This window comes from Candidatus Taylorbacteria bacterium, from assembly GCA_039934295.1.
Classification (GTDB): domain Bacteria; phylum Patescibacteriota; class Minisyncoccia; order Phycocordibacterales; family HO2-43-120; genus HO2-43-120.
This window is the reverse complement of record JBDTMN010000019.1, coordinates 1-19,673: the sequence shown is the minus strand read 5'-3', so window position 1 is coordinate 19,673 and position 19,673 is coordinate 1. Positions and strand designations below refer to the sequence as shown.

Below are 19,673 nucleotides of genomic sequence, written 5' to 3'. Positions count from 1 at the left end.
CGGAAAATCCGTCCGAACCCGCTCTTCCGGCTCAAATCAATTCTGAACCGGATGTTCTTTCTCCGTAACCTGGCGCTTCGGCTCGTGAAAGGGTAAAAGGTTCCCTTCTATTTTTTTTGGCGCAGTTGACTAATTTATACCCGCACCGAATTACCGGCAACGTATCCCGTTGTCCAGCAGAGTTGTAAACTGTATCCGCCGGAGGGGCGGTCGATGTTTAAAATGTCCCCAACTAGATACAGATTTGGAAAAAGTCGGGAGCTCATGGTTTTAAAATCGACTTCGTCGAGCGATACTCCTCCAGAGGTGACTATTGCTTTTTCCACTCCAAGAAGCCCCTTGACCGAAAGGGGAATGTGCTTCAAGAGCTTCACGAGGCGCAGGCGTTCCTCGCGAGTTACACTGTTGCATGGTGTGTCCGAAGAAATGCCCGACAACTCCACAATTACCGGAGCGAGCCGTGAGGAAAGCAGTCCCGACAAACTATTTTTAAATTTTTTGTTACTATGTTCCTTGAACACGTCCTGCAATTTCCGGTTCATCTCTCCATAATCGAGCGGGGGAAGCAGGTCGAGAGAAATAGTGACCTCTCCATATTTCAAAAGTTCGCCAACATCCTTACTCATGTTTAAGATTGTGGGACCGGAGAGACCCACGTGCGTGAAAAGAATCTTGCCGATTTTTTGAGCCTGCTTTACTTCGTTTTGAAGAACAGTAATTTTAACGTCGGAAAGAGTTGTGCCTGCAAGTTTTTTTACCCACATATCTTTAATTGCAATTGGCACGAGCGATGCTTCCGGCTCGGAAACGCTATGCCCCACTGATTTTAACCACTCAAACCCTTCTCCGGTTGACCCAGTTTCGGGACGAGATTTTCCGCCAGTCGCGAGTATGACCGATTTTGCGCGAACCATTTTTTTATTCTTGAGCACGACACCCTCAATCTGGTTTCCTTTTTTAATTAACCCGATCACAACGGATTTTGAAAGAACGGTAACGTTACCGCGCTTAATATAATCAACGAGCACATTCCACACTGACTCCGCCTTGTTAGTAATAGGGAACACTCTTTGTTCCGCCTCAATTTTTGTCTGCATCTCTCTCATGTGGAAAAAATCGAGGGTTTCCGGAACTGCCCATTGCGAAAAAGCCGAAAAAAGAAATTTGTCACTTTTATTGAACCTGGCAAGAAGTGTGCGTGTATCAAATTCAGCATTCGTAACATTGCATCTGCCTCCGCCGGTAATGAGGAGCTTCTTGCCTAGCGTCGCGTTTTTCTCAATCAAAAGTACGCTCGCGCACCTCCCTGCGGCATCTCGCCTTTCCGAGGCTCGACCCGCGGCCATCATTCCCGCCGGCCCTCCTCCTATTACCAATACGTCCCATAGTGTATCCTCAACTGATTTCATGATTTTTATCCTAGCATAAAAGTAGTCTTTTACGGTATTCCAGTTAGATTTTGAGCCAAATCTATGCTATTCTAGGAAACATCATGTCTCAAAATGAAACCCTGCTACGCTTCGAGGAAGTGTCGTTTGAATTTGGTCACAACAAACCCATCTTGGATGAAGTAAGTTTTTCTATACGGCGGGGCGCAAAAATGACCATGATGGGACAAAATGGTGCAGGCAAAAGCACCCTTTTTCAACTAATCACAGACGCACTCAAACCCGAGAGCGGTAAAATCCATCGCGGTCAGAGACTGTCAATCGCTCTTTCGAGACAGGTAATTGCTCGAGATGAGCTCAAGCTCACTGTTCGGGAATTTTTCCAAAAATGTTTTTCCGAAAAGAAGTACGATATAGACCCGCGCATTGATGAAGTTTTGGAAGTCGTAAATTTGAAGGGCCATGAGAAGCTTCACAATAGGATAGTTCAGTCATTTTCAGGCGGCCAGCAAGCCCGCCTTCTCCTCGCTTCTGCGCTTATCCAAGACCCGGACCTGCTCCTTCTCGACGAGCCGACAAACAACCTCGACAAAGCGGGTATTGCCCATCTCACAAAGTTTCTCGCCGACTATAAAAAGACCTGTCTCGTAATCTCCCATGATGCTGAATTTTTGAACTCATTTACACAGGGAGTTTTATACCTCGACGTGTTTACTCGCAAAGTAGAGCAATACGTAGGCAACTATTTTGACCTTGTGGCGGAAATTTCTGCTCGAATTGAAAAAGAGAACAGAAAAAACGCTCAACTTGCCAAGGAAATTCAAGAAAACAAGGACAAGGCAAACTTCTTCGCAAACAAAGGGGGCCAGATGCGCCTCGTTGCCAAGCGGATGCGCGAGAAAGCGGAAGTACTCGAGGAAGAAAAAGTGGACGTCCGGAGGGAAGACAAAACAATCCGCAATTTCACTATTCCCTCACAGCCGGAATTTTTGGGAGAAATTTTGCATATTACGTCTTTTTCTACGATTAATCCAAAGACTCATAAGCCTGTTAAACGTGAAGCTAAGATATCTCTAAAAAAGAACCAACATCTCCTTTTATCCGGCCCAAATGGAATTGGTAAGAGCACACTTCTGGAGTCGCTTGCCCTCGGAACTGCTAAAGGGGTAGCAATCGCAAAGGGTGTGAGAGTCGGGTATTACCGTCAGGATTTTTCGACTCTCAATTTTGAAGATACCGTGTACGAATCGCTTCTCTCCGTCATGGACAAACAGGTTGAGGAAAACTTGCGCGCAGTTGCGTCAGGCTTCCTCATTACAAGCGACCTCATCCACACTAAAATTGGGAGCTTGTCCGAAGGGCAAAAAGGCCTTGTCGCCTTCGCTCGGCTCGTTCTTCAAAAACCCGGACTTTTGATTCTCGACGAACCCACAAACCACATCAATTTCCGGCATATCCCGGTCATCGCGGACGCCTTAAACAAATATGCCGGAGCTATGATCCTCGTGAGCCACGTCCCCGAATTCGTAAAACAAATTCGAATTGATGAGGTTCTGGACTTAGGAAAATAGAGTTTTTAAGCTGAACGTATCGCTAAAATATCTATGAAATTGAAAGTCATTTTATCAACCAGAAATCCAAGCAAGGTGGAGAGATTAAGGCAATTTTTGCCGATTCAGCGATTTCCGTGCTCACCCTTACCGATGCGGAAATAGCAGGTGAGGGGAAAGATACTTTTCGAGCCGAGAACAGTGCCCCAGCCGAAGATGCAATATAGCGCTATCTTCGTCCCTCACGGCGAAAAACTTGCTTGGGCAGAGATGACACCTCAGCATGAGAATAATACCTCTCATCGAGGCAAGGCATTCCGAGTTACTCGTGACTTTTTGGAGAAACTTTAAGAGTTTACTTTTTCCAGTCAAAGGCTGCAAATTGCGTTACTAAGTTGATTTGATACTCAATCTATGGTATTGTGCATTTGGCACAGTAAACCCCCCTCATAAAATTATGGAAATTGAGATAGGCGAATACGTAAGTTACCGTGACGGACGATTCAAGGTGATGAAAATACTTGGAGATGGCAATATGGAGCTCCTTATAAAGACCCAGATGGGACCAAAAGGACCGGTGCAGGAAACCAAAATCGTGAGTGCATCTGAAGTATCAACAAGAGGCTCAGAGTACTTGGGAATTCCAACCGCCCGAGGCAAATCGATTCGGCGCAGAAAAAAGCCCGATTCAGATGCTTTCATCTTCAGACGCTAGAATTTCTAGCGTTTTTTTATTGATGAGAGATGGTCATGTCGGAAATTTTTTTATCCCCACCACAAAGTGGACTGGTATCCTGTCCGTTTCCAATAAAGCCTATCTGCCGAAATGTCCGAACTCATGTCTACGTGTGATATCGCGCATGGTCGTTCTTGAAAAAAATCTCCGACAGGCGATAAATGCCGTATGAAATGAAAAACGCCGACAGGACATCGATGGAATAATGGATGTGGCCCATCAAAACCACTGCGCCAAAAGTGAGAGAAAGAGCTATGAACAAGATGCGAAGACGAATATTTTTCCAATAAATAAGGGCGAGGAGGAAGGGGAGTCCAGTATGACCGGAAAAGAATAAATCGCCCCCGACAAAGAAATAGCTCATAAACGTATTCGGGTCTATGGCTATTTGGCTCGGAAAGGGGGCAATGTGGGTGAGAGAAATAAATACAGACCGAATGATGACAAAGAGGGCTATTGTTTTCAGAGTAAAGGGAATTTTTTTCGGCTCATAGAAACAAAGAAGCGCCACAAAAAAACTAAATGCGAATGCCCCGTATACGAAAATAAAATCTACGTCGTAAACTCGAATGTTGCTTAGGACAATGTCAGTAACATAATTGCTTTGCTTCAGAGTGGCATACTTTCCGGCAAAATAGTAGACGACCAAACTCGCAATAAAAAAAATGAGCGAAACTGTGAAAGACTTCATGAATTTCTTGTCTTTCAAATGCAACAGATATTTTTTGCGTAGCAAGTCCACAGAAGGTAGCTGTTAGCTGTTAGCTGTTAGGTGAGTGCTGAAAAAAAGAATTGACGAAGGATGACGTAATTAGATTGTAACATTACTCTTTATTTCTGACTATTCATTTTTTCATTCTTAAATTATACTTAGTAATGCATGCCTGACTGGTTAATTCAAAACATTCTCCACTACAAGTACCTGCTCATTTTCGTAGTGGCGATTTTCGAAGGACCCATACTTATGGCGTTCTGTGGAGCGATGATAAAACTCGGATACCTCGCACTCTGGCCGGCATTCGTGGCGCTCATGGTAGGGGATTTGATTGCGGACACGGGATGGTACTACGCCGGATACCACGGGGGAATGAGATTCGTTGATCGTTTTGGAAAATACATCGGGATAAATCGGGAAAAAATTAAAATGGTTTCGCATTTTTTTCATAAATATCATAACTCTATTCTTTTTTTCTCCAAAGTAACATCGGGCTTCGGCTTCGCGATAATTACCCTCGTGACGGCAGGTTTGGTTAAGATTCCTTTCAGAAAGTACCTTTTTTTAAACGGACTCGGACAATTTGTTTGGACCGGACTCCTCATCGCTCTTGGATACCTGTTCGAGCATCTCTATGTTACAATCGAAGATACTCTCGGCAGGGCGACCCTGATTGTATTTTCAGTTGTAGTCCTAGCTAGTCTTGTACGAGCGGGCTTCATCATTCACAAAAAAATTCAGGAGGGTAAAATTCAGTGACAGTCAGCGACAGCCAACGACTGGGAGAACAATTGCGTTCTATCATAAATCTATGATCTCATTTATCATACCGACCTTCAATGAGGAATCCTCGATTGAAAAAACCTTGAAAAGCATTTCGGGCTTTCACGGCGCGCATGAGATAATAGTTTCCGATGACGAAAGCACTGATAAGACTCGCGAAATAGCGAAACAATATGCGAGCGCGGTCCTCATTCATAGCGAAAAAGGGAAAAAAACCATCGGAGCCAACCGAAACTTTGGAGCAAGGAACGCTCAAGGGGAGTATCTAGTTTTTTTGGATTCTGATACATATCTCGAAAGTGATCCTGACCTGTTTTTAAATAAGGCTCTCCAGGCATTCGAGGAGAATCCGTCCCTTGTCGCGCTTACTGTCTTTGTGCGGGTTTCAAAGACGAATGAGACTTTTTTGGACAAAATATGCTTCGGCGGAGTGAACTATCTCTACTTCATCCTCAACAACGTACTCCATATTGGAGGCTCATCGGGAAAGTTTCAGATGATTCGTAGTAATTCCTTCCGCGAGGCGCAAGGATACAACGAGGAACTTTCGGCAGCAGAAGATTATGACCTTTTTGTTCGGCTGGCGAAATTGGGAAAAACTAGGGTGGAGAGGACGCTTGCAGTCTATCATTCGGGCAGACGAGTACACGCCGTGGGCTGGCCAAAACTTCTCTCTCTGTGGTTTTTGAATACTCTATCCGTCACTTTCCTTAAAAAATCCATGAGCAAAAATTGGAATAAGGCCAAATGACATGAAAATATCTCTGATTATCCCCGCGCATAATGAAGAAAAAATCATTGGAGCGTGCCTCAATGACGTTATTTTACATTCACGGGGCGGTTTTTCTGAAATCATCGTCGTCGATAACGCAAGCACCGATAACACCAGTGCGGTCGCGGCAAGATTTCCTGAAGTCAAAGTCGTTTATGAGGAGCGCAAGGGCACAAATAGCGCGCGATTGCGGGGGCTCAAGGAATCCTCGGGAGAGCTCGTTGCATTTTTCGATGCTGACACCAGGTTGCCCCCAAAATGGATTGGCATTGCGGAAGAAGTATTTTCAACGCATGCCGGGGTTGTCGGACTAAGCGGACCCTATAAATACTATGACGGCACCGCCTTTCAAAAATGGACACAAAATATGTTCTGGTGGGCGACAGCGCCGATTATTTGGAGAGTTGTGGGCTATATGATACTCGGAGGAAACTTTGTGGCAAGAAGGGATATTCTCCTAAAGGCGGGAATCAATCCCGACATAACTTTTTATGGCGACGACACCGATATCGCAAAACGGCTTAGCAAGTACGGCAAGGTTGTATTCAGAATGGATTTTTTCACCTATTCCTCTATGCGCCGAATGCTTAAGGCGGGATTACTCAAGACAAATATTATTTATTGTCTCAATTTTTTCTGGCCAATTTTATTTGGCAGGCCATTTACAAAAACACATGACAATATTCGATCCTAAACCAAAAGCCCTTATAGCGAGCACCTTCTTCTTTCTGGCGGGTTTGTATTCGTGGATTTTCCTTGTCTCGGATCATCGCGCCGGCCTGCCCCTTTTTATTTTCTACATAACAATCGTCGTCAACACTTTTTTTTCTTTGGTCCTTTTTTCCAGCATTATCCCCCGAGAAAATGTGACACAAAAAATATTGGACGGACTTCTTATCGTTTGCTACCTATTGCTGGCTCAAGGAATGCGCGACCCTGCATCTTTTCTTTTTTTTGACACGCTTCTCTTTATCTTTGCGACAGCAAAATACGCATTTCTTCTTGGTGTTGTAAACCATCCGAGGCTGTTAAAGCGGAAAATCCTGGCCGATCTCTCGGGAGTATGCGCAGGAGTTCTCGCATTTGGAGGTCTTGTGGCTGGATATTCATACGTCGCCACTTGGGCGCTCGCGATTGTATTTGTAATCGCGAATTTTATTCTTTTTTTTATTTTTCCTTTATACCGTTTGGATTCGAGAGGGCATCTTTAATTTTTTATGAACCAAAAGTTTTGCAGTTGAATATGATATAGTATTGTCTGCTGTTGAACACTCAAGACAAGATAACACCAAATGAAAAACGCAGAATGTGACTTCGCAATTTTGCACAAGGGGCACGAGATTCCCGTGCATAGGGTGTCAGTTGAGCAAATGGGAACGGACGTATATGGACTGGCGCTTGGCGACATAGAAAAAGGAGACGCGCACATCGAAATAGTTGACGATTTGCCTTCTTGGGCAGAAAGCTATGTCACTCGGCATACGTTTTATCTGCTTACCGCGAGGCACAGTCGGCGAAGAAATGCCGAGATTGCGCTTCGGGCGATTGCCTGCGAACCCCTGGGATTCCTGTCGTTTGTACTCTTCACTCTCATGTCGGACTAAAAGCTCGAGCCTCAAGTACATCTTGCGGCATTTTTTTATTCGGTGGGAATCCCCGTGGATGATATACTTCCGAATATGATTAAGGCAATCATCTTCGACCTCAATGGCATTTTTATTCAGGGCGAAAAATTGAGCGCCAGATTTGAAAGAGACTTCGGAATCCCCGTCAGGGAATTCCTGCCGGAGCTCGTTCTCATTATGAGCAAGATGAGACTGCCGAATGCTGGCAAAGCATTTGACTATTGGAAGCCAGTTTTAGACGGCTGGAATATCAAATTGTCGGAGTCTGAATTTTTCAAATACTGGTTTGACGGAGAAAGAGTTTCGGAGGAAATGATAACTTTGGCGCGCGAATTGAAAGGGAAGGGGATACTGCTCATCATTCTTTCCAACAATTTCAAAGAGCGGAGCGTCTATTATCGACAGTATCCCTGGATGAGCAATATATTTCACGCCGTGTATTTCTCGTGGAAAACAGGCCTAGTCAAGCCGGATGCGAAAGTATGGCGGAGAGCCCTCGAAGAAAATAGATTAAACTCAAATGAATGCCTCTATTTCGACGACCAGGAAAAAAACGTAAAAACTGCAGAGAGTCTCGGCATAGTTTCTTTTCTTTTTATAGACTCCGAGCATACTCGTGATAGTATTAATAAATATGTACCAAATTTTTAATGAAAAATGAATTCTAAACCTCTCATCTGGATAGGACTATTCATTGGGTCTACTGTAGGGTCGTATATTCCGGCGCTTTGGGGCGCGGGCTTTCTGTCTTTTTCCTCAATCATTCTTTCCGGAGTCGGAGGAATTCTCGGCATCTATGTTGGCTACAAGTTGGGGGAGTAGGGGAAGAAGAAGGTGTTAGGTGTTAGCTGTTAGGTCCCAATTTTTCCCACGAATTAAAAATTCGTGGATGAAAAATTGAGGATGCCGACAATTCTGATTGTCGGCGCACAATTTCTGTCCCTCGCCACGCTCGGGATCCTCAATCTTGCACCCACTCGAGAACTCGTGGGCAAGATTGGGAGATGCCGACATTTCTTAATGTCGGCATAAACAAATTGGAATTTGAAAATCGAGAAAAACCACTTTCATTCGAGATGCAAATCGAGGTATAATAGTTCAATGATCGTCGTGGACATGGAATCATCGGGGGTGGAGCCTCACAAAAACTCGCTTTTGAGCGTTGGAGCGTTTGAATTTGCAAATCCTAAAAATAAATTCTATGAAGAATGCCGTGTTTGGGAAGGAGCGCACATTGATAACGAAGCTCTCGCCGTAAACGGCTTCAAGAGGGAAGACATCGAGGGCGGGAGCAAGAAACAGTCCGACAAGGATCTCCTTTCTCATTTTTTAAGCTGGACAGAAACCTGCGCGGAGAAGACAATCGCCGGACAGAACCCGTCTACTGACCGGGACTTTTTAAAATATACGGCGGAAAGATATCATGTGAATTGGCCTTTCGCACACAGAACAATTGACCTTCATTCCATTTGCTATTTCCATATGGTAAGAAGGGGAATCACACCTCCGGTTAAGAATAATCATTCGGCGCTAAATCTTGACGGAATTCTGACGTATGTGGGCATTCCCACCGAACCCAAACCCCATAATGGGCTCATGGGAGCCAAAGTGGAGGCCGAAGCGTTCTCCAGATTGCTTACTGAAAAATGGCTTTTCTCCGAATTTGAAAGATATCCAATTCCGTGGCTTAAAAAAATTTGAGGTCAAAAAAAATCCCAAAAAATCGTTATTTTAAGGCACTTTTTGGGTTTGAATGCCCGAAAAATGGCTTACATGCTGGATTTCGTGTTTTCTAAAAAACCCTTATTTTACAAGGGTTTTTTACTATTGACACGAGCCTTAAATTGATGTTAACTATTGACATAAGTATCGAATGGTGCTATTATTAAGCAACTCAGAAACATCTGAGTTTTCTGTTTTATGGGGAGAGGTTTAGCGAGCGCGAAATATCTATTCTGCATCGCTAAGGCGAACTCTGTAGAAGGGCAAAATGCTCTTTATGCCGATTATCATTTAACCCAAAGGCTTATTATTCAAATACCGTTAGTTGTGGTTAGTTTAGCGACATTCATATCTGCAAACATCCTAAGTCAGGCGGCGGAGAACAAAGTTGAAGCGCTTATCCCTTCACAAATTGTTTTACAGCAGGAAATAGAGATGCCGGAAACAATTCTCGTCAAGAGAATTGACCCTACTCCGAATTCAACCGTTGAGGGAGAGGTCAGATCCTACTTCAAAGATATTCCGCAAATGGTGCAAATCGCAAAATGTGAATCGGCGTTCAGACAAATAGATAGCGCAGGAAACATTCTTCGTGGAAGAGTAAATAGGCAGGATATTGGGGTAATGCAAATCAACGAGGCTTATCACGCCAAGGAGTCTAAGAAGCTTGGATACGATATCTATTCACTTGAAGGTAATATGGAATACGCCAGATATCTTTACGAAAAAAAGGGAAGCCAGCCGTGGAATTCTTCGAGCGCATGTTGGTCTCAAATAGCACTAAACTCAAAATAATTCGCAAAAAGGCCCTTCGGGGCCTTTTTTGCTGATTTGCTGATTTGTGATAAAACGGACGCTCACACAAGTCATTTTAATATAAAAAACTATCGGTTGATTCCCCAAAAAAATAAAAGGGGAAGAAGAGATGAGAGACTGTCTTGAGGGTTATTTAAGCCAAACTCAAAATTTAAAATGAGAAGGGGAGAGGTGCAAAAAAATGTGAGCTGGGTCTTTCATTTATAACAGAGCATGTCGCACAATATATCTTTATCCCGAGTTATCCACAGTCTACTGTTCAATTTCATCGAGCGACATTAAGGATGGGCTGAAGAATCATATTCCAAAGAATATCTACCACAAGCCTCTGCCACAGATAGACAAACACGTCTTTGAAGACGGCGAAGATTTTCATAAACACCTCTTTTATCGGCCCTGATTCAAGAAAATTTTTTATGTCATTTCCGAAATATGTCAAAATGATGATCACTATGATGACAATGACGATTATTTGTAGAAATCCTCCCTGGCGGTTTTTTATGAGCCTCTTCATATAGGAAATTTAAAAGATTATATGATTCATTATAGTACATCGCTACAAATAAGAAAGTGGATTAAGATACGCTTTCAAGTCCGCGATAGGCATGGTGTAGGTTCCGTTGCAGACCGCGCTTTTCTTTTCAAGAATCTTCACTCCCTGACTTGCGTAGACCGTAAAATGAAGATGCGGGCCCGTGGTATAACCGGTGTTGCCGGTATATCCTATTACATTTCCAACTTTCACCTCCTGCCCGATAGTTGACTTAATCAAGGAAAGGTGTCCATATAAAGTCGAAAGGCCATTTCCGTGCTGAATTAATATCCATTTTCCATAGGATGCTCCCGGACAGACCAAATCCGTGTCTCCGACGCCAAGCACGACTCCGTCTCCAGCTGATTTGACCGGTGTGCCGACAGGCGCACCAAAATCCACTCCATTGTGACCCTGCCCATTATAAGCTCCGGATTGAGCGAAAGCGGTGTTACCGAAATTTTGAGTGATTTTAATTACATCCAGTGGCCATGCAAGAATCCCCTTCCCCGCCTTTACATAAGAATTTGGGTCGATGGCAATCTTGAGATCCGACTCAAACTGGAGAAGTTCTTGCTCGAAAGCCGTTTTTAAGGCGATTTTTTCATCCAAAATCTTTTTGTAGTTGGATTCTTTATTTTGCGTGGCTTTCAATAGAGTGGACTTTTCGTTTTTCGACACGTCAACTATCTTTTTTCTGTCCCCCAAATCTTCCTTAAAATCGGCAAGGTCATTCTTTGTCTTTTGAGAAAGCTCCCGTTTCGCTTCCAATTCGCTCTTAAGGCTCTTAAGTATTGCCATTTTATTTCTAACTTCTGCCTGGAGCTTGCTCATTCCTTCCACGTCATTCCAAAATTCCGACATCTCACTATGGGATAAAAAACTTTCAAGCAGTGACGACTCATCATTTTCATTTATGTTGCGAAGAATTGTTCCGAGCGACGCTAGGCTTCCTTTAATCTCTTTTTCGGTATTCCCAATCTCGAGATTTACCTTTTCAATCGTCAAACTTGCCGAGTCTATTTTATTTTCAGTCACTTTTATGTCGGTGACCAATTTTTGCTGGGTAATGTCTAAAGTCTTTACGGAAGATTGAAGCGTCTTGGCCTCTTTTCCGACCGCTTCCACTTGAGTTCGGTATTGGCCGATTTCCTGTTCCAATTTTTGTATCGTGGCATTGCTCTCCTCTATCTTCTGCTTGAGTTGGTCAATATTTTGAGCTCCTGCTTCAGGTACACGAAGTGTCATGCCAAACCCAATGCTGAATATTGACAGACCGAATAAAATCGTTCTTAATCTTAATTTCATTTTTATGAAAGTTTTTTTATGGCAGTCTCAAGCCTTTTTTCCGTTTCTTCTTTTCCCAAAATAAAGGCGAGCGTAAAAGGGTCTGGAGATTTCTCACGGCCCGATAGCGCAAAACGCAAAGGCCAGAGCACACTCCCCTTCCCTGCCTCTTCCGCATATTTCCAGATGGCATTTTTTATACCCGCTTCGGTAAAATCTTTCTCCGGCGCTTTTTGAATGAGAGCGAGCACGCTCTCGAGGTGGCCTTTCGTCTTCTCCTTACTCTCGTCCTTCCAGGAAAGTTTGGAGGAGTCGTATTCGGGAGAGCCGAAAAAATAGGCAAGCTCCCCTTCTTCATTCATTTTTTTTATGTCCCCGAATGTGCTTATGCGTTCAAACACAATCGGCGCAATTTTTTCAACAATTTCATCATCAACTTCTCCCAGAACTTTTTTTATCTCCTTAGAAATTAGACTCTGGTAATTGGAAATTTTCTTTAAATGTTCTTTGTTGAACCATCGCAATTTTTCTTCATCGAATATTGCGCCTCCCTTCTGAACCTTTGTAATATCGAATATCGGAATGAGTTCCGATAGGGAAAAAATTTCATTGTCACCGCCGGGATTCCATCCGAGCATTGCCATATAATTGACGATGGCAACGGGCAAATATCCTTCTTTTTCAAAATGCCGAAGTGAAACTTTCTCGCCATGTTTACGTTTAGAGAGCTTGGCGCGTTCGCGGTCAAGGATAAGAGGCAGATGCGCATAAATCGGTCGGGGAGCACCGATGGCTTCTTGAATAAGAATCTGACGGGGAGTATTGGAGATATGGTCCTCCCCCCGAACGATGTGCGTCACCTTCGATTCAAAATCATCAACCACCACCGCCAAATGGTAAATGGGCTCATCCATGCTCTTTGCAATGACGAAATCTCCGAGTTCGGTCGTATCAAATTCTATTTGACCGCGAATCATGTCCGCAAATACGACCCTCGTATTGGGATTTTTAAATCGAATCACCTCGGCCCTTTTTGTTGCGTCGCCCTTTGTGTCTTCCTTTGAAACGTACGCCTTGCCTTCCTTCACCAATTTTTGAAGATAGCCCTTGTACACGTCGTTTCGCTCCGATTGTCGCGGAACTTCAGCGTTGTCCCATGTGAGACCAAGCCATTTGAGGTTCTCCAAGAGCGCCGTCTCGAATTCTCGGGTCGAGCGCTCTCGGTCGGTATCTTCAATCCGTAGGAGAAATTGGCCTCCATTTTTCCTTGCCAGCAAATAGTTGTAGATGGCTGTCCGCACATTACCCATCTGTAAAAAACCGGTCGGACTCGGTGGAAACCGAGTAATAAACGGGTTTGAACGTTTTTCTAAACTCATAGTTCCGATAGTATATCACACTAGAGTCGAAGGACTTGTTTGTAGAGCACTCTCCTTTTGCGGTATCTATTTTTCATGTGGCAACCCGAGTCGCATAATCTCCTCGGCAATTTTCCTCGCTGCGTCGGGGTGTCCAAAACTTTTGGCGGCCTCGCTCATTTTTTTTAGCTCATCCGGAGCTTCGATAAGTCGTGTTATTTCGGCAATCAGAATATGGGGAGAAAGATTATTCTCGTCAATGACGGTGCAGGCACCGGTCCTTGCGTAGTGGAAGGCGTTCTTATGCTGGTCGTGGCTTACCTCGGGCGATATCGGAACGATTATGGAAGGAATTCCCCACGCGGCAATTTCAAACAAGACCGAGCCAGCGCGCGAGACAATCAAATCCGCAACTCCAGCCGCCATGCTCATAGCGAGGTCGTTCAAATAATCAAATGGCTTATACCTGCCTTTAAACTGGTTATCGCCCAATACTACTCCGGAAGTTTCCACTACTTCTTTATAATTTTTTCTGCCCGTCTGGTGAATAATCTGGTATTTCTGCACCAATTCTGGAAGGGTCTGCAAAAGCGTGTCATTGATTATTTTTGCTCCCTGTGAACCACCGAGAATAAAAATCACTGGCACATCCTCCTCGAGACCGAGAAACTCGTGCGCTCCGCTCGTGAGAGGATGCCTAATTCCCCTTCGAACCGGGTTGCCGGTGTACGCAACCTTATCCTTTGGAAAAAACTCCGCCGCCGACGGGTACGAAATTGCGATTTTTTTTGCAAATTTACCCGCCCAGAGGTTTACCCTTCCAGGCTCCGAATCGGATTCATGAATAATAACGGGAATGCCGAGGAGTCGCGCCGCAACCAGAGTTGGGAAGCTCACATACCCACCTTTGCCAAACACAACGTCCGGATAAATCTTAAAAACTTTCCGAAAAGTCGTAATAACCCCCCACGCGGTTTTAAACAAACCGAAAAAATTGAGAATGGAAAAATACCTCCTCATTTTTCCTCCCGTCGACTTGACGAAGGTTATTTTATTGTCAAACAAAAACTTCTCGCCATAGGGAGAATCGGAAAATAAGTATAATTTCATTTCCAAGAGTTTTAACTCCTGCGCGAGCACGGTAAGCTCCTCCGCCACCGCGATAATCGGATAAAAATGTCCGCCCGTTCCCCCGCCTGTGAAAATAACTTTCATAAAATTACATTTGACAATCGTCAATTGTTATAATTGTTTTTCAGCTGGTATTTCGAAATATTGAGGACAATGCCGACCAAAGCCAAAGTGACAATCATCGCGCTTCCGCCGTGGCTCACAAAAAGGAGAGGCAGGCCAGAAAGCGGCAAAACGCCGAGCATCGCGCTCATGTTCAAAAACGATTGCGACACTATCAGTATAACAACTCCGAGAGTCACAAGTCTACTAAACACGTCCGGTGATCGGATTGCGATTCGCAAACCACGGAGTGCGAAAAGAGAGAAGAGAAAAATAATGATGACACTACCCACAAAACCAAACTCCTCTGCCGCAACCGCAAATATTGAGTCCCCGATTGGCTCAGGAAGAAAATTAAATTTTTGAATGCTCTGTCCGAACCCGCGTCCAGTCAGCCTGCCCGACCCGATTGCAATTAAAGACTGCTGAATCTGGTAACCAGAGCCCTGCGGATCGTTTGCCGGATGAAAAAAAGTTTTTATTCTGCTCATGATATACGGCTGAATGAAAGCCAAAATGACTATAGACGCGATGCCCGCAAACGCGAGAAGCATAATATGCTTAAACCTGGCTCCTGCCGCGAGAAACATCATGGCCCCTGAGAAAAAAAGAATCAAAAATGAATCAGTGTCCGGCTGGGAGAGAAGCGCGGCGCCCACAAGTGAGGAAAGTATGACAAAAGGCACCAAACCGTGTCGGACCGTTGCTACTCTTTCCTTAACGGCAGAGAGCCAGCTCGCAAGACAGAGAATGTACCCTATTTTCAGGAATTCTCCGGGCTGGAATGAGATTCCCGCAATTTCCACCCATCTCCTTGCGCCTCCGTGGGCAAAACCGAGGCCGGGAACAAATACAAGAAACGTGCCCACAAGAGTAATGATAAAAATATAGACGGAAAACGTCCTCCAATGCTTATAGGATATTCGAGACATGACAATCAAGGCCACACTTCCAAAAATAATCCCGAAGACGATATGATTGAAAGCCACGGAGTAATATTCCGTTCCTCCTCCGGCTAAAAGCCCGAGCGCTGCCGAGGTAAAAATGATAAAGCCCGCAAGCATAAGAAGAAGGGTCGTCATCAGGAATACTTTATCAATTTTAATGGTTCGCATAAGAAAATTATTTTTGATTGAGATAGTCGAGAGTGGCATTCGCAAGTCTCTGGGCATCCGCAAACCTTCCCTCCTGACTGGAGCCTAAAACCGCGATGACGATAGGATACCGAAGTCCCGCGTCAAACGCGACGAGAAAATTGCCCTGCGCCAAATTAGTAAACCCTGTTTTAGAACCCAAAATCGATGGAATGGCCAATGAATTTTTCCTGGTATTTACAAGGTCGTGGAGAATTCCGTCCAAGGATTTGATCATAAGACCATCATATTTGGTCGCCTCAAGAAGCCTCGGTTTTTGTGTAATAATGAAAGAGAATAGTTGCGCCATATCCCTCGCTGACCCGTATCCGCCGGCTTCCTCCGTGTTTTCATCCAATCCAGTTTCGTTCAAAAAACGAGTGTCCTTAAGTCCGAGCTCTGCCACCTTCACGTTCATCTCCCGAATAAAGTCGGAAGCTTGATACCCAACACCGTCCCTTTCACCTAGGATTAAGTCGGCTTTTTCACGAATTGCGGAAGCGCCGTCATTTGAGGAAACAAGAAGGGTAAAATCAATAAGTTCCTGAAAATTCCATTTTTCTCCGAGGGCGAGCCCCGTATCCCCTTCTTTGGAAAGCGCATTCCCGTCAATCTCAATCACAGAGTCTTTAGGCACGAGGTCGCTCCCGACGAGAGCCGTCATCACTTTCACAAGAGAAGCGAGTGGAAGTGGAACATTCCCGTTTTTTTCATAAAGTACTTTGCCGTTCACGACATCGAGAACGTACACAGCTTTCGCTTCGAGCTCGATATTCTCAAAATACTTTTGCGGTAAAATAGTGACCGCGGGAGGAATCGTTTTCGCAACCGCAGCTTCGACATTTTTTGCTCCCCTCGCCGAGCTAAAATGAGAAAGAGTGCCGTATGAAGTGCCCGCAAGCAAAATAAGAAGGAATAAAAAAACCTGCGCTCGGGTAAGCGACTTCGCAATCCGATTGCCGAGCGTATCACCCTCTTTCGCATCCAGCTGAATTGAAGAAAAGAATTTGTTCTTCAATGCTATGCATCTACTGATGAAATTATTAAAAAATCCATTTTTGAAATCCATGTTTGATTTTGTTTAAGTCGCGTCTGACTCCTTATTTTCCTGCTCTGCATTCATCTTAAGTTCCTCGATTGTTTTTCTTACTGACTGGTATTCGGGTAAATCTTCAATTTTCGAAAGCCCCATAAATTGCAGAAGTTCGAAGGTGGGTTTATACAAAAAAACGCGTTCGTCGTCCGGAGAATTAATTTTTTCCACAAGCCCTCGAATAAGCAGATTTCGAAGAATAAAATTAGAATTTACGCCTCGAATGTAGTCAATTTCTCTGCGGGGAAGCGGACCTCGGTACATGATAATCGAAAGCGTTTCAAGCCCCGCCCTTCCCAAATCTCGAGAGAGCTCCTCCTTAGTTAATCTTTCGATAAGAGAGGAAAACGCAGGAGCCGTGCCCAACATCACCTCGTTTTCTTTACGCATGAGGACCAGCCCTCTCCCTTCGAGTTTCCGTTCAAGCTCGAGAATTGCCACCTCTACTTCTTTCTCCTCCTTGGCTAACGTTTTGGCAAGCCAGAAAAGTGTGACAGGCTCTCCCTTAAAAAAAAGTATGGCTTCGATTTGTGCGTCGAGATTCATGAAAGTTTATAAAGTTATAAGGTTTACAAGTTATAAAGTTAAATTTCTTTTTCTCTTTCCTTAAGACTTTATAACTTTCTACTTTATAACTATTTATTTTTAATTCCCGTATCTTGGCGTCCCCACTTCTTCAGTCTCCATATGAATGTCGTCGCCTTTTTTTTCCTGATGCACGCTGATGATTCCCTGCTTTACCAATTCTAGCATAGCTAGGAAGCTCACGATTACGTGCACCTTTTCGCTTTTTCCGTATTTGGAAAACTCCCGAAAACTCATTTTTAAGCTGGACTTTATTCTCTCCGTTAAATGTTCAATCATCTTTTCCAGGCTGACGACTTGCGAAACTTTGACCTGGGGTAGCATTTCCTTCATCGGAAAATTCCTCAAAATATCCTCAATCGCAAGATATACCGCATCTTTTTGAATCGTGGCTTCCGGAGTAAAAATGGGAGTAATATTTTTTGTCTCCAGACGGCCAAAGATGAGCTCTTTTCCGAACATCTCCTTGATATGCAGGGCGAGATCTTTTATCTCCTTGTAAATTTTAAGTCGCCTTTCCAAATCTTCAATACTCCCCTCTTCTTCGTCCGTCAAATCGAGGTTCGGCAACAGCGATTTCGACTTCACGAGGAGTAAAGTAGAAGCGATGAAAATAAAATCCGCGGAGTCCGAAATAGGAAATGCTTCGTGCCGTTTAACATGCTCGATAAAATCGTCTGTAACTTTAGCAAGAGAAATATCGTTGATGAGAAGTTTGCGTTTTTCGATAAGATTCAAAAGAAGGTCGAGTGGTCCCTCAAAAACATCAGTTTTCACCTTAAATTGTGTAGAAGTGTCCATATCAAACCTTATTTATTTTTTCGAAGTTCAATTCCAAGTTCGCGGAGTTGTTTTTCTTCAACGGCGCTTGGCGAGCCCATCATGAGGTCTTTCCCCTCCCCCGTTTTTGGGAAGGCAATGACTTCACGGATATTTGGCTCGCCCATAAGGAGCATGACAATCCTGTCAATTCCGGGAGCAAATCCGCCATGGGGAGGAGCTCCGTAGGTAAAGGCCTCGAGCATGTGGCCAAATTTATTTTTCTGGTCAGCTTCGCTCACTCGGAGTAGGTCAAAAATTTTCTTTTGAAGGGCGCGCTCGTGTATCCGAATGCTTCCCGAGGAAAGTTCGTAGCCATTCAACACGAGGTCGTATGCGTTTGCTCGAACGGTTAAGAGCTCTTTGTCGTCTTCTGCTCCCGCCTTCATAAATTTTTCCTTATCTTCTTCTTTTACCGAGCAAAATGGATGATGCGTTGCCTGGATATTCCCTTCTTCATCTTTTTCAAACATAGGAAAATCAAGAACCCAGACAAATGCGAGCTCATTCGGGTCATTTTTATCCTGCCTCATGTCGGGCTTGTCGGAGCCGTGTTTTTCCATCGACTCTTTGTAGGTAATCCGAGGAAACGGCACCTTTGTGAAAACTTTCTCGGGAAAAAGAGCGAGAACGAGCTCGATAAACATTGCTTCAGTGTAGGCAAGCACATCTTCCTGCGTTACAAATGACATTTCGAAATCGAGCTGAGTAAACTCGGGTTGGCGGTCGCCCCGCAAATCTTCATCGCGCATGCATCTCGCGATCTGGAAATATCGCTCGAAGCCTGCGACCATTGAGAGCTGTTTGAACTGTTGCGGGGACTGCGGAAGAGCATAAAATTTGCCCTTCTCGAGACGCGAGGGCACGATGTATTCGCGAGAGCCTTCGGGAGTGCCTTTCATGAGGATGGGGGTTTCAATCTCCACAAAATGGTTCTTATGCATGTATTCCCGGAAAAAAGTAATGATTGTATCACGCATGCGAATATTTTTTTGAAGTCTCGGCCGTCTCAAATCCAAATAGCGATATTTTAACCGTATCTCCTCGTTAATTTCCCGACCGTCTCCATGAATATCCATGGGCGGGGTCAACGATTCGTTTAGAACCTTAATTTCTAGAATTTCCAGCTCCAAATCGCCGTTTAAGCCCTCTTTCACGGTTTTTGGAGGTCTTGCGTTGACTTTCCCCGCAATGGAGAGCACCCATTCATCACGGACACGGCTGGCGACGCCGTGCGCCTCAGCATGAGAAGGCAATGCCACCATCTGCACAGTGCCGGACATATCACGGAGGTCAATGAAAATAAGCTTGCCGTGGTCGCGCCTCACATCCACCCATCCAGAAATAGAAACTTCCTTGCCCATGTGTTCTTTTAAGTCTTTGATATAGGTTCTTTTCATGTTTGTAATAGAGTATTGCTCTAGTGTATCAGAATTCATCGGAAATATAAACAGCAATCCCAGCACTATCAACTGCATAAGGCCAGATACATATTGCACTCTTTGGTCTCTCCAAAGCAGTGAGAA

General features: G+C 44.3%; 23 protein-coding genes. 12 read left to right on the top strand and 11 right to left on the bottom strand.

The genetic code is table 11. The annotated features are described in order from the left end of the window. Window positions 1-134 precede the first annotated feature (134 nt). Window positions 135-1,409, bottom strand: coding sequence for an NAD(P)/FAD-dependent oxidoreductase (locus tag ABI430_04930; GenBank protein ID MEO8638213.1), 1,275 nt, complete (start codon window positions 1,407-1,409; stop codon window positions 135-137). Window positions 1,410-1,492: 83 nt separating this feature from the next. On the opposite strand from ABI430_04930, the gene ABI430_04925 reads away from it, so the two are divergent. From ABI430_04925 to ABI430_04915, 3 genes are all read left to right on the top strand, one after another. Beyond that, window positions 1,493-2,959 carry an ATP-binding cassette domain-containing protein gene (locus tag ABI430_04925; GenBank protein MEO8638212.1) on the top strand — a complete coding sequence of 489 codons (1,467 nt, stop codon included), beginning with the start codon at window positions 1,493-1,495 and terminating at the stop codon, window positions 2,957-2,959. A 147-nt stretch (window positions 2,960-3,106) separates the two neighbouring features. Continuing rightward, window positions 3,107-3,289: a non-canonical purine NTP pyrophosphatase gene (locus ABI430_04920; GenBank protein MEO8638211.1), complete on the top strand. Its 183-nt coding sequence runs from the start codon at window positions 3,107-3,109 to the stop codon at window positions 3,287-3,289. A gap of 106 nt (window positions 3,290-3,395) precedes the next feature. Continuing rightward, window positions 3,396-3,653: a hypothetical protein gene (locus ABI430_04915; GenBank protein MEO8638210.1), complete on the top strand. Its 258-nt coding sequence runs from the start codon at window positions 3,396-3,398 to the stop codon at window positions 3,651-3,653. Between the two features lie 127 nt (window positions 3,654-3,780). Here ABI430_04915 and ABI430_04910 read toward each other — a convergent pair whose 3' ends face one another. Continuing rightward, window positions 3,781-4,365 carry a phosphatase PAP2-related protein gene (locus tag ABI430_04910; protein ID MEO8638209.1) on the bottom strand — a complete coding sequence of 195 codons (585 nt, stop codon included), beginning with the start codon at window positions 4,363-4,365 and terminating at the stop codon, window positions 3,781-3,783. Window positions 4,366-4,554: 189 nt separating this feature from the next. Here ABI430_04910 and ABI430_04905 point away from each other — a divergent pair, with 189 nt between their 5' ends. The 9 genes from ABI430_04905 to ABI430_04865 all read left to right on the top strand — a co-directional run bounded on the left by ABI430_04905 (window position 4,555) and on the right by ABI430_04865 (window position 10,086). Further along, entirely contained in the window at window positions 4,555-5,148 is a 594-nt protein-coding gene (locus tag ABI430_04905) for a DedA family protein (GenBank protein MEO8638208.1), read from the top strand. A gap of 52 nt (window positions 5,149-5,200) precedes the next feature. After that, window positions 5,201-5,923, top strand: coding sequence for a glycosyltransferase (locus ABI430_04900; protein ID MEO8638207.1), 723 nt, complete (start codon window positions 5,201-5,203; stop codon window positions 5,921-5,923). A 1-nt stretch (window position 5,924) separates the two neighbouring features. After that, complete coding sequence (locus ABI430_04895) at window positions 5,925-6,638, top strand: glycosyltransferase family A protein (GenBank protein MEO8638206.1); 714 nt, start codon at window positions 5,925-5,927, stop codon at window positions 6,636-6,638. Then, the gene (locus ABI430_04890; protein MEO8638205.1) at window positions 6,619-7,155 is read left to right on the top strand and encodes a hypothetical protein; all 537 of its coding nucleotides are present in this window, start codon (window positions 6,619-6,621) and stop codon (window positions 7,153-7,155) included. The genes ABI430_04895 and ABI430_04890 overlap by 20 nt, the downstream gene beginning before the upstream one ends. An 81-nt stretch (window positions 7,156-7,236) precedes the next feature. Then, a complete protein-coding gene (locus ABI430_04885) occupies window positions 7,237-7,548 on the top strand; it encodes a hypothetical protein (GenBank protein ID MEO8638204.1) in 312 nt (103 codons plus the stop codon). Between the two features lie 75 nt (window positions 7,549-7,623). Then, entirely contained in the window at window positions 7,624-8,220 is a 597-nt protein-coding gene (locus ABI430_04880; GenBank protein ID MEO8638203.1) for an HAD-IA family hydrolase, read from the top strand. Window positions 8,221-8,226: 6 nt separating this feature from the next. After that, window positions 8,227-8,391, top strand: a complete 165-nt coding sequence (locus tag ABI430_04875; protein MEO8638202.1) for a hypothetical protein — start codon at window positions 8,227-8,229, stop codon at window positions 8,389-8,391. 279 nt (window positions 8,392-8,670) lie between these two features. Next, window positions 8,671-9,270, top strand: coding sequence for a hypothetical protein (locus ABI430_04870; protein MEO8638201.1), 600 nt, complete (start codon window positions 8,671-8,673; stop codon window positions 9,268-9,270). Window positions 9,271-9,489: 219 nt separating this feature from the next. After that, complete coding sequence (locus ABI430_04865) at window positions 9,490-10,086, top strand: hypothetical protein (protein MEO8638200.1); 597 nt, start codon at window positions 9,490-9,492, stop codon at window positions 10,084-10,086. Window positions 10,087-10,372: 286 nt separating this feature from the next. Here the strand turns inward: ABI430_04865 and ABI430_04860 are convergent, their stop codons facing one another. From ABI430_04860 to aspS, 9 genes are all read right to left on the bottom strand, one after another. Further along, a complete protein-coding gene (locus ABI430_04860) occupies window positions 10,373-10,621 on the bottom strand; it encodes a hypothetical protein (GenBank protein ID MEO8638199.1) in 249 nt (82 codons plus the stop codon). A gap of 42 nt (window positions 10,622-10,663) precedes the next feature. After that, window positions 10,664-11,947, bottom strand: coding sequence for a peptidoglycan DD-metalloendopeptidase family protein (locus ABI430_04855; GenBank protein ID MEO8638198.1), 1,284 nt, complete (start codon window positions 11,945-11,947; stop codon window positions 10,664-10,666). 2 nt (window positions 11,948-11,949) lie between these two features. Further along, window positions 11,950-13,305 (bottom strand): glutamate--tRNA ligase, encoded by a 1,356-nt coding sequence (gltX, locus tag ABI430_04850; protein MEO8638197.1) that lies wholly within the window; start codon window positions 13,303-13,305, stop codon window positions 11,950-11,952. 66 nt (window positions 13,306-13,371) lie between these two features. Further along, entirely contained in the window at window positions 13,372-14,499 is a 1,128-nt protein-coding gene (gene murG, locus ABI430_04845; protein MEO8638196.1) for an undecaprenyldiphospho-muramoylpentapeptide beta-N-acetylglucosaminyltransferase, read from the bottom strand. 20 nt (window positions 14,500-14,519) lie between these two features. Further along, entirely contained in the window at window positions 14,520-15,632 is a 1,113-nt protein-coding gene (locus ABI430_04840; protein MEO8638195.1) for a putative peptidoglycan glycosyltransferase FtsW, read from the bottom strand. Window positions 15,633-15,639: 7 nt separating this feature from the next. Beyond that, on the bottom strand, window positions 15,640-16,719 hold the full coding sequence (locus ABI430_04835) for a hypothetical protein (GenBank protein MEO8638194.1): 1,080 nt from the start codon (window positions 16,717-16,719) through the stop codon (window positions 15,640-15,642). Between the two features lie 12 nt (window positions 16,720-16,731). Continuing rightward, window positions 16,732-17,289 (bottom strand): SMC-Scp complex subunit ScpB, encoded by a 558-nt coding sequence (gene scpB / locus ABI430_04830; GenBank protein ID MEO8638193.1) that lies wholly within the window; start codon window positions 17,287-17,289, stop codon window positions 16,732-16,734. A 99-nt stretch (window positions 17,290-17,388) separates the two neighbouring features. Next, window positions 17,389-18,129 (bottom strand): ScpA family protein, encoded by a 741-nt coding sequence (locus ABI430_04825; protein ID MEO8638192.1) that lies wholly within the window; start codon window positions 18,127-18,129, stop codon window positions 17,389-17,391. Window positions 18,130-18,137: 8 nt separating this feature from the next. Beyond that, the gene (gene aspS, locus ABI430_04820; protein MEO8638191.1) at window positions 18,138-19,547 is read right to left on the bottom strand and encodes an aspartate--tRNA ligase; all 1,410 of its coding nucleotides are present in this window, start codon (window positions 19,545-19,547) and stop codon (window positions 18,138-18,140) included. Between the last annotated feature and the right edge of the window lie 126 nt (window positions 19,548-19,673).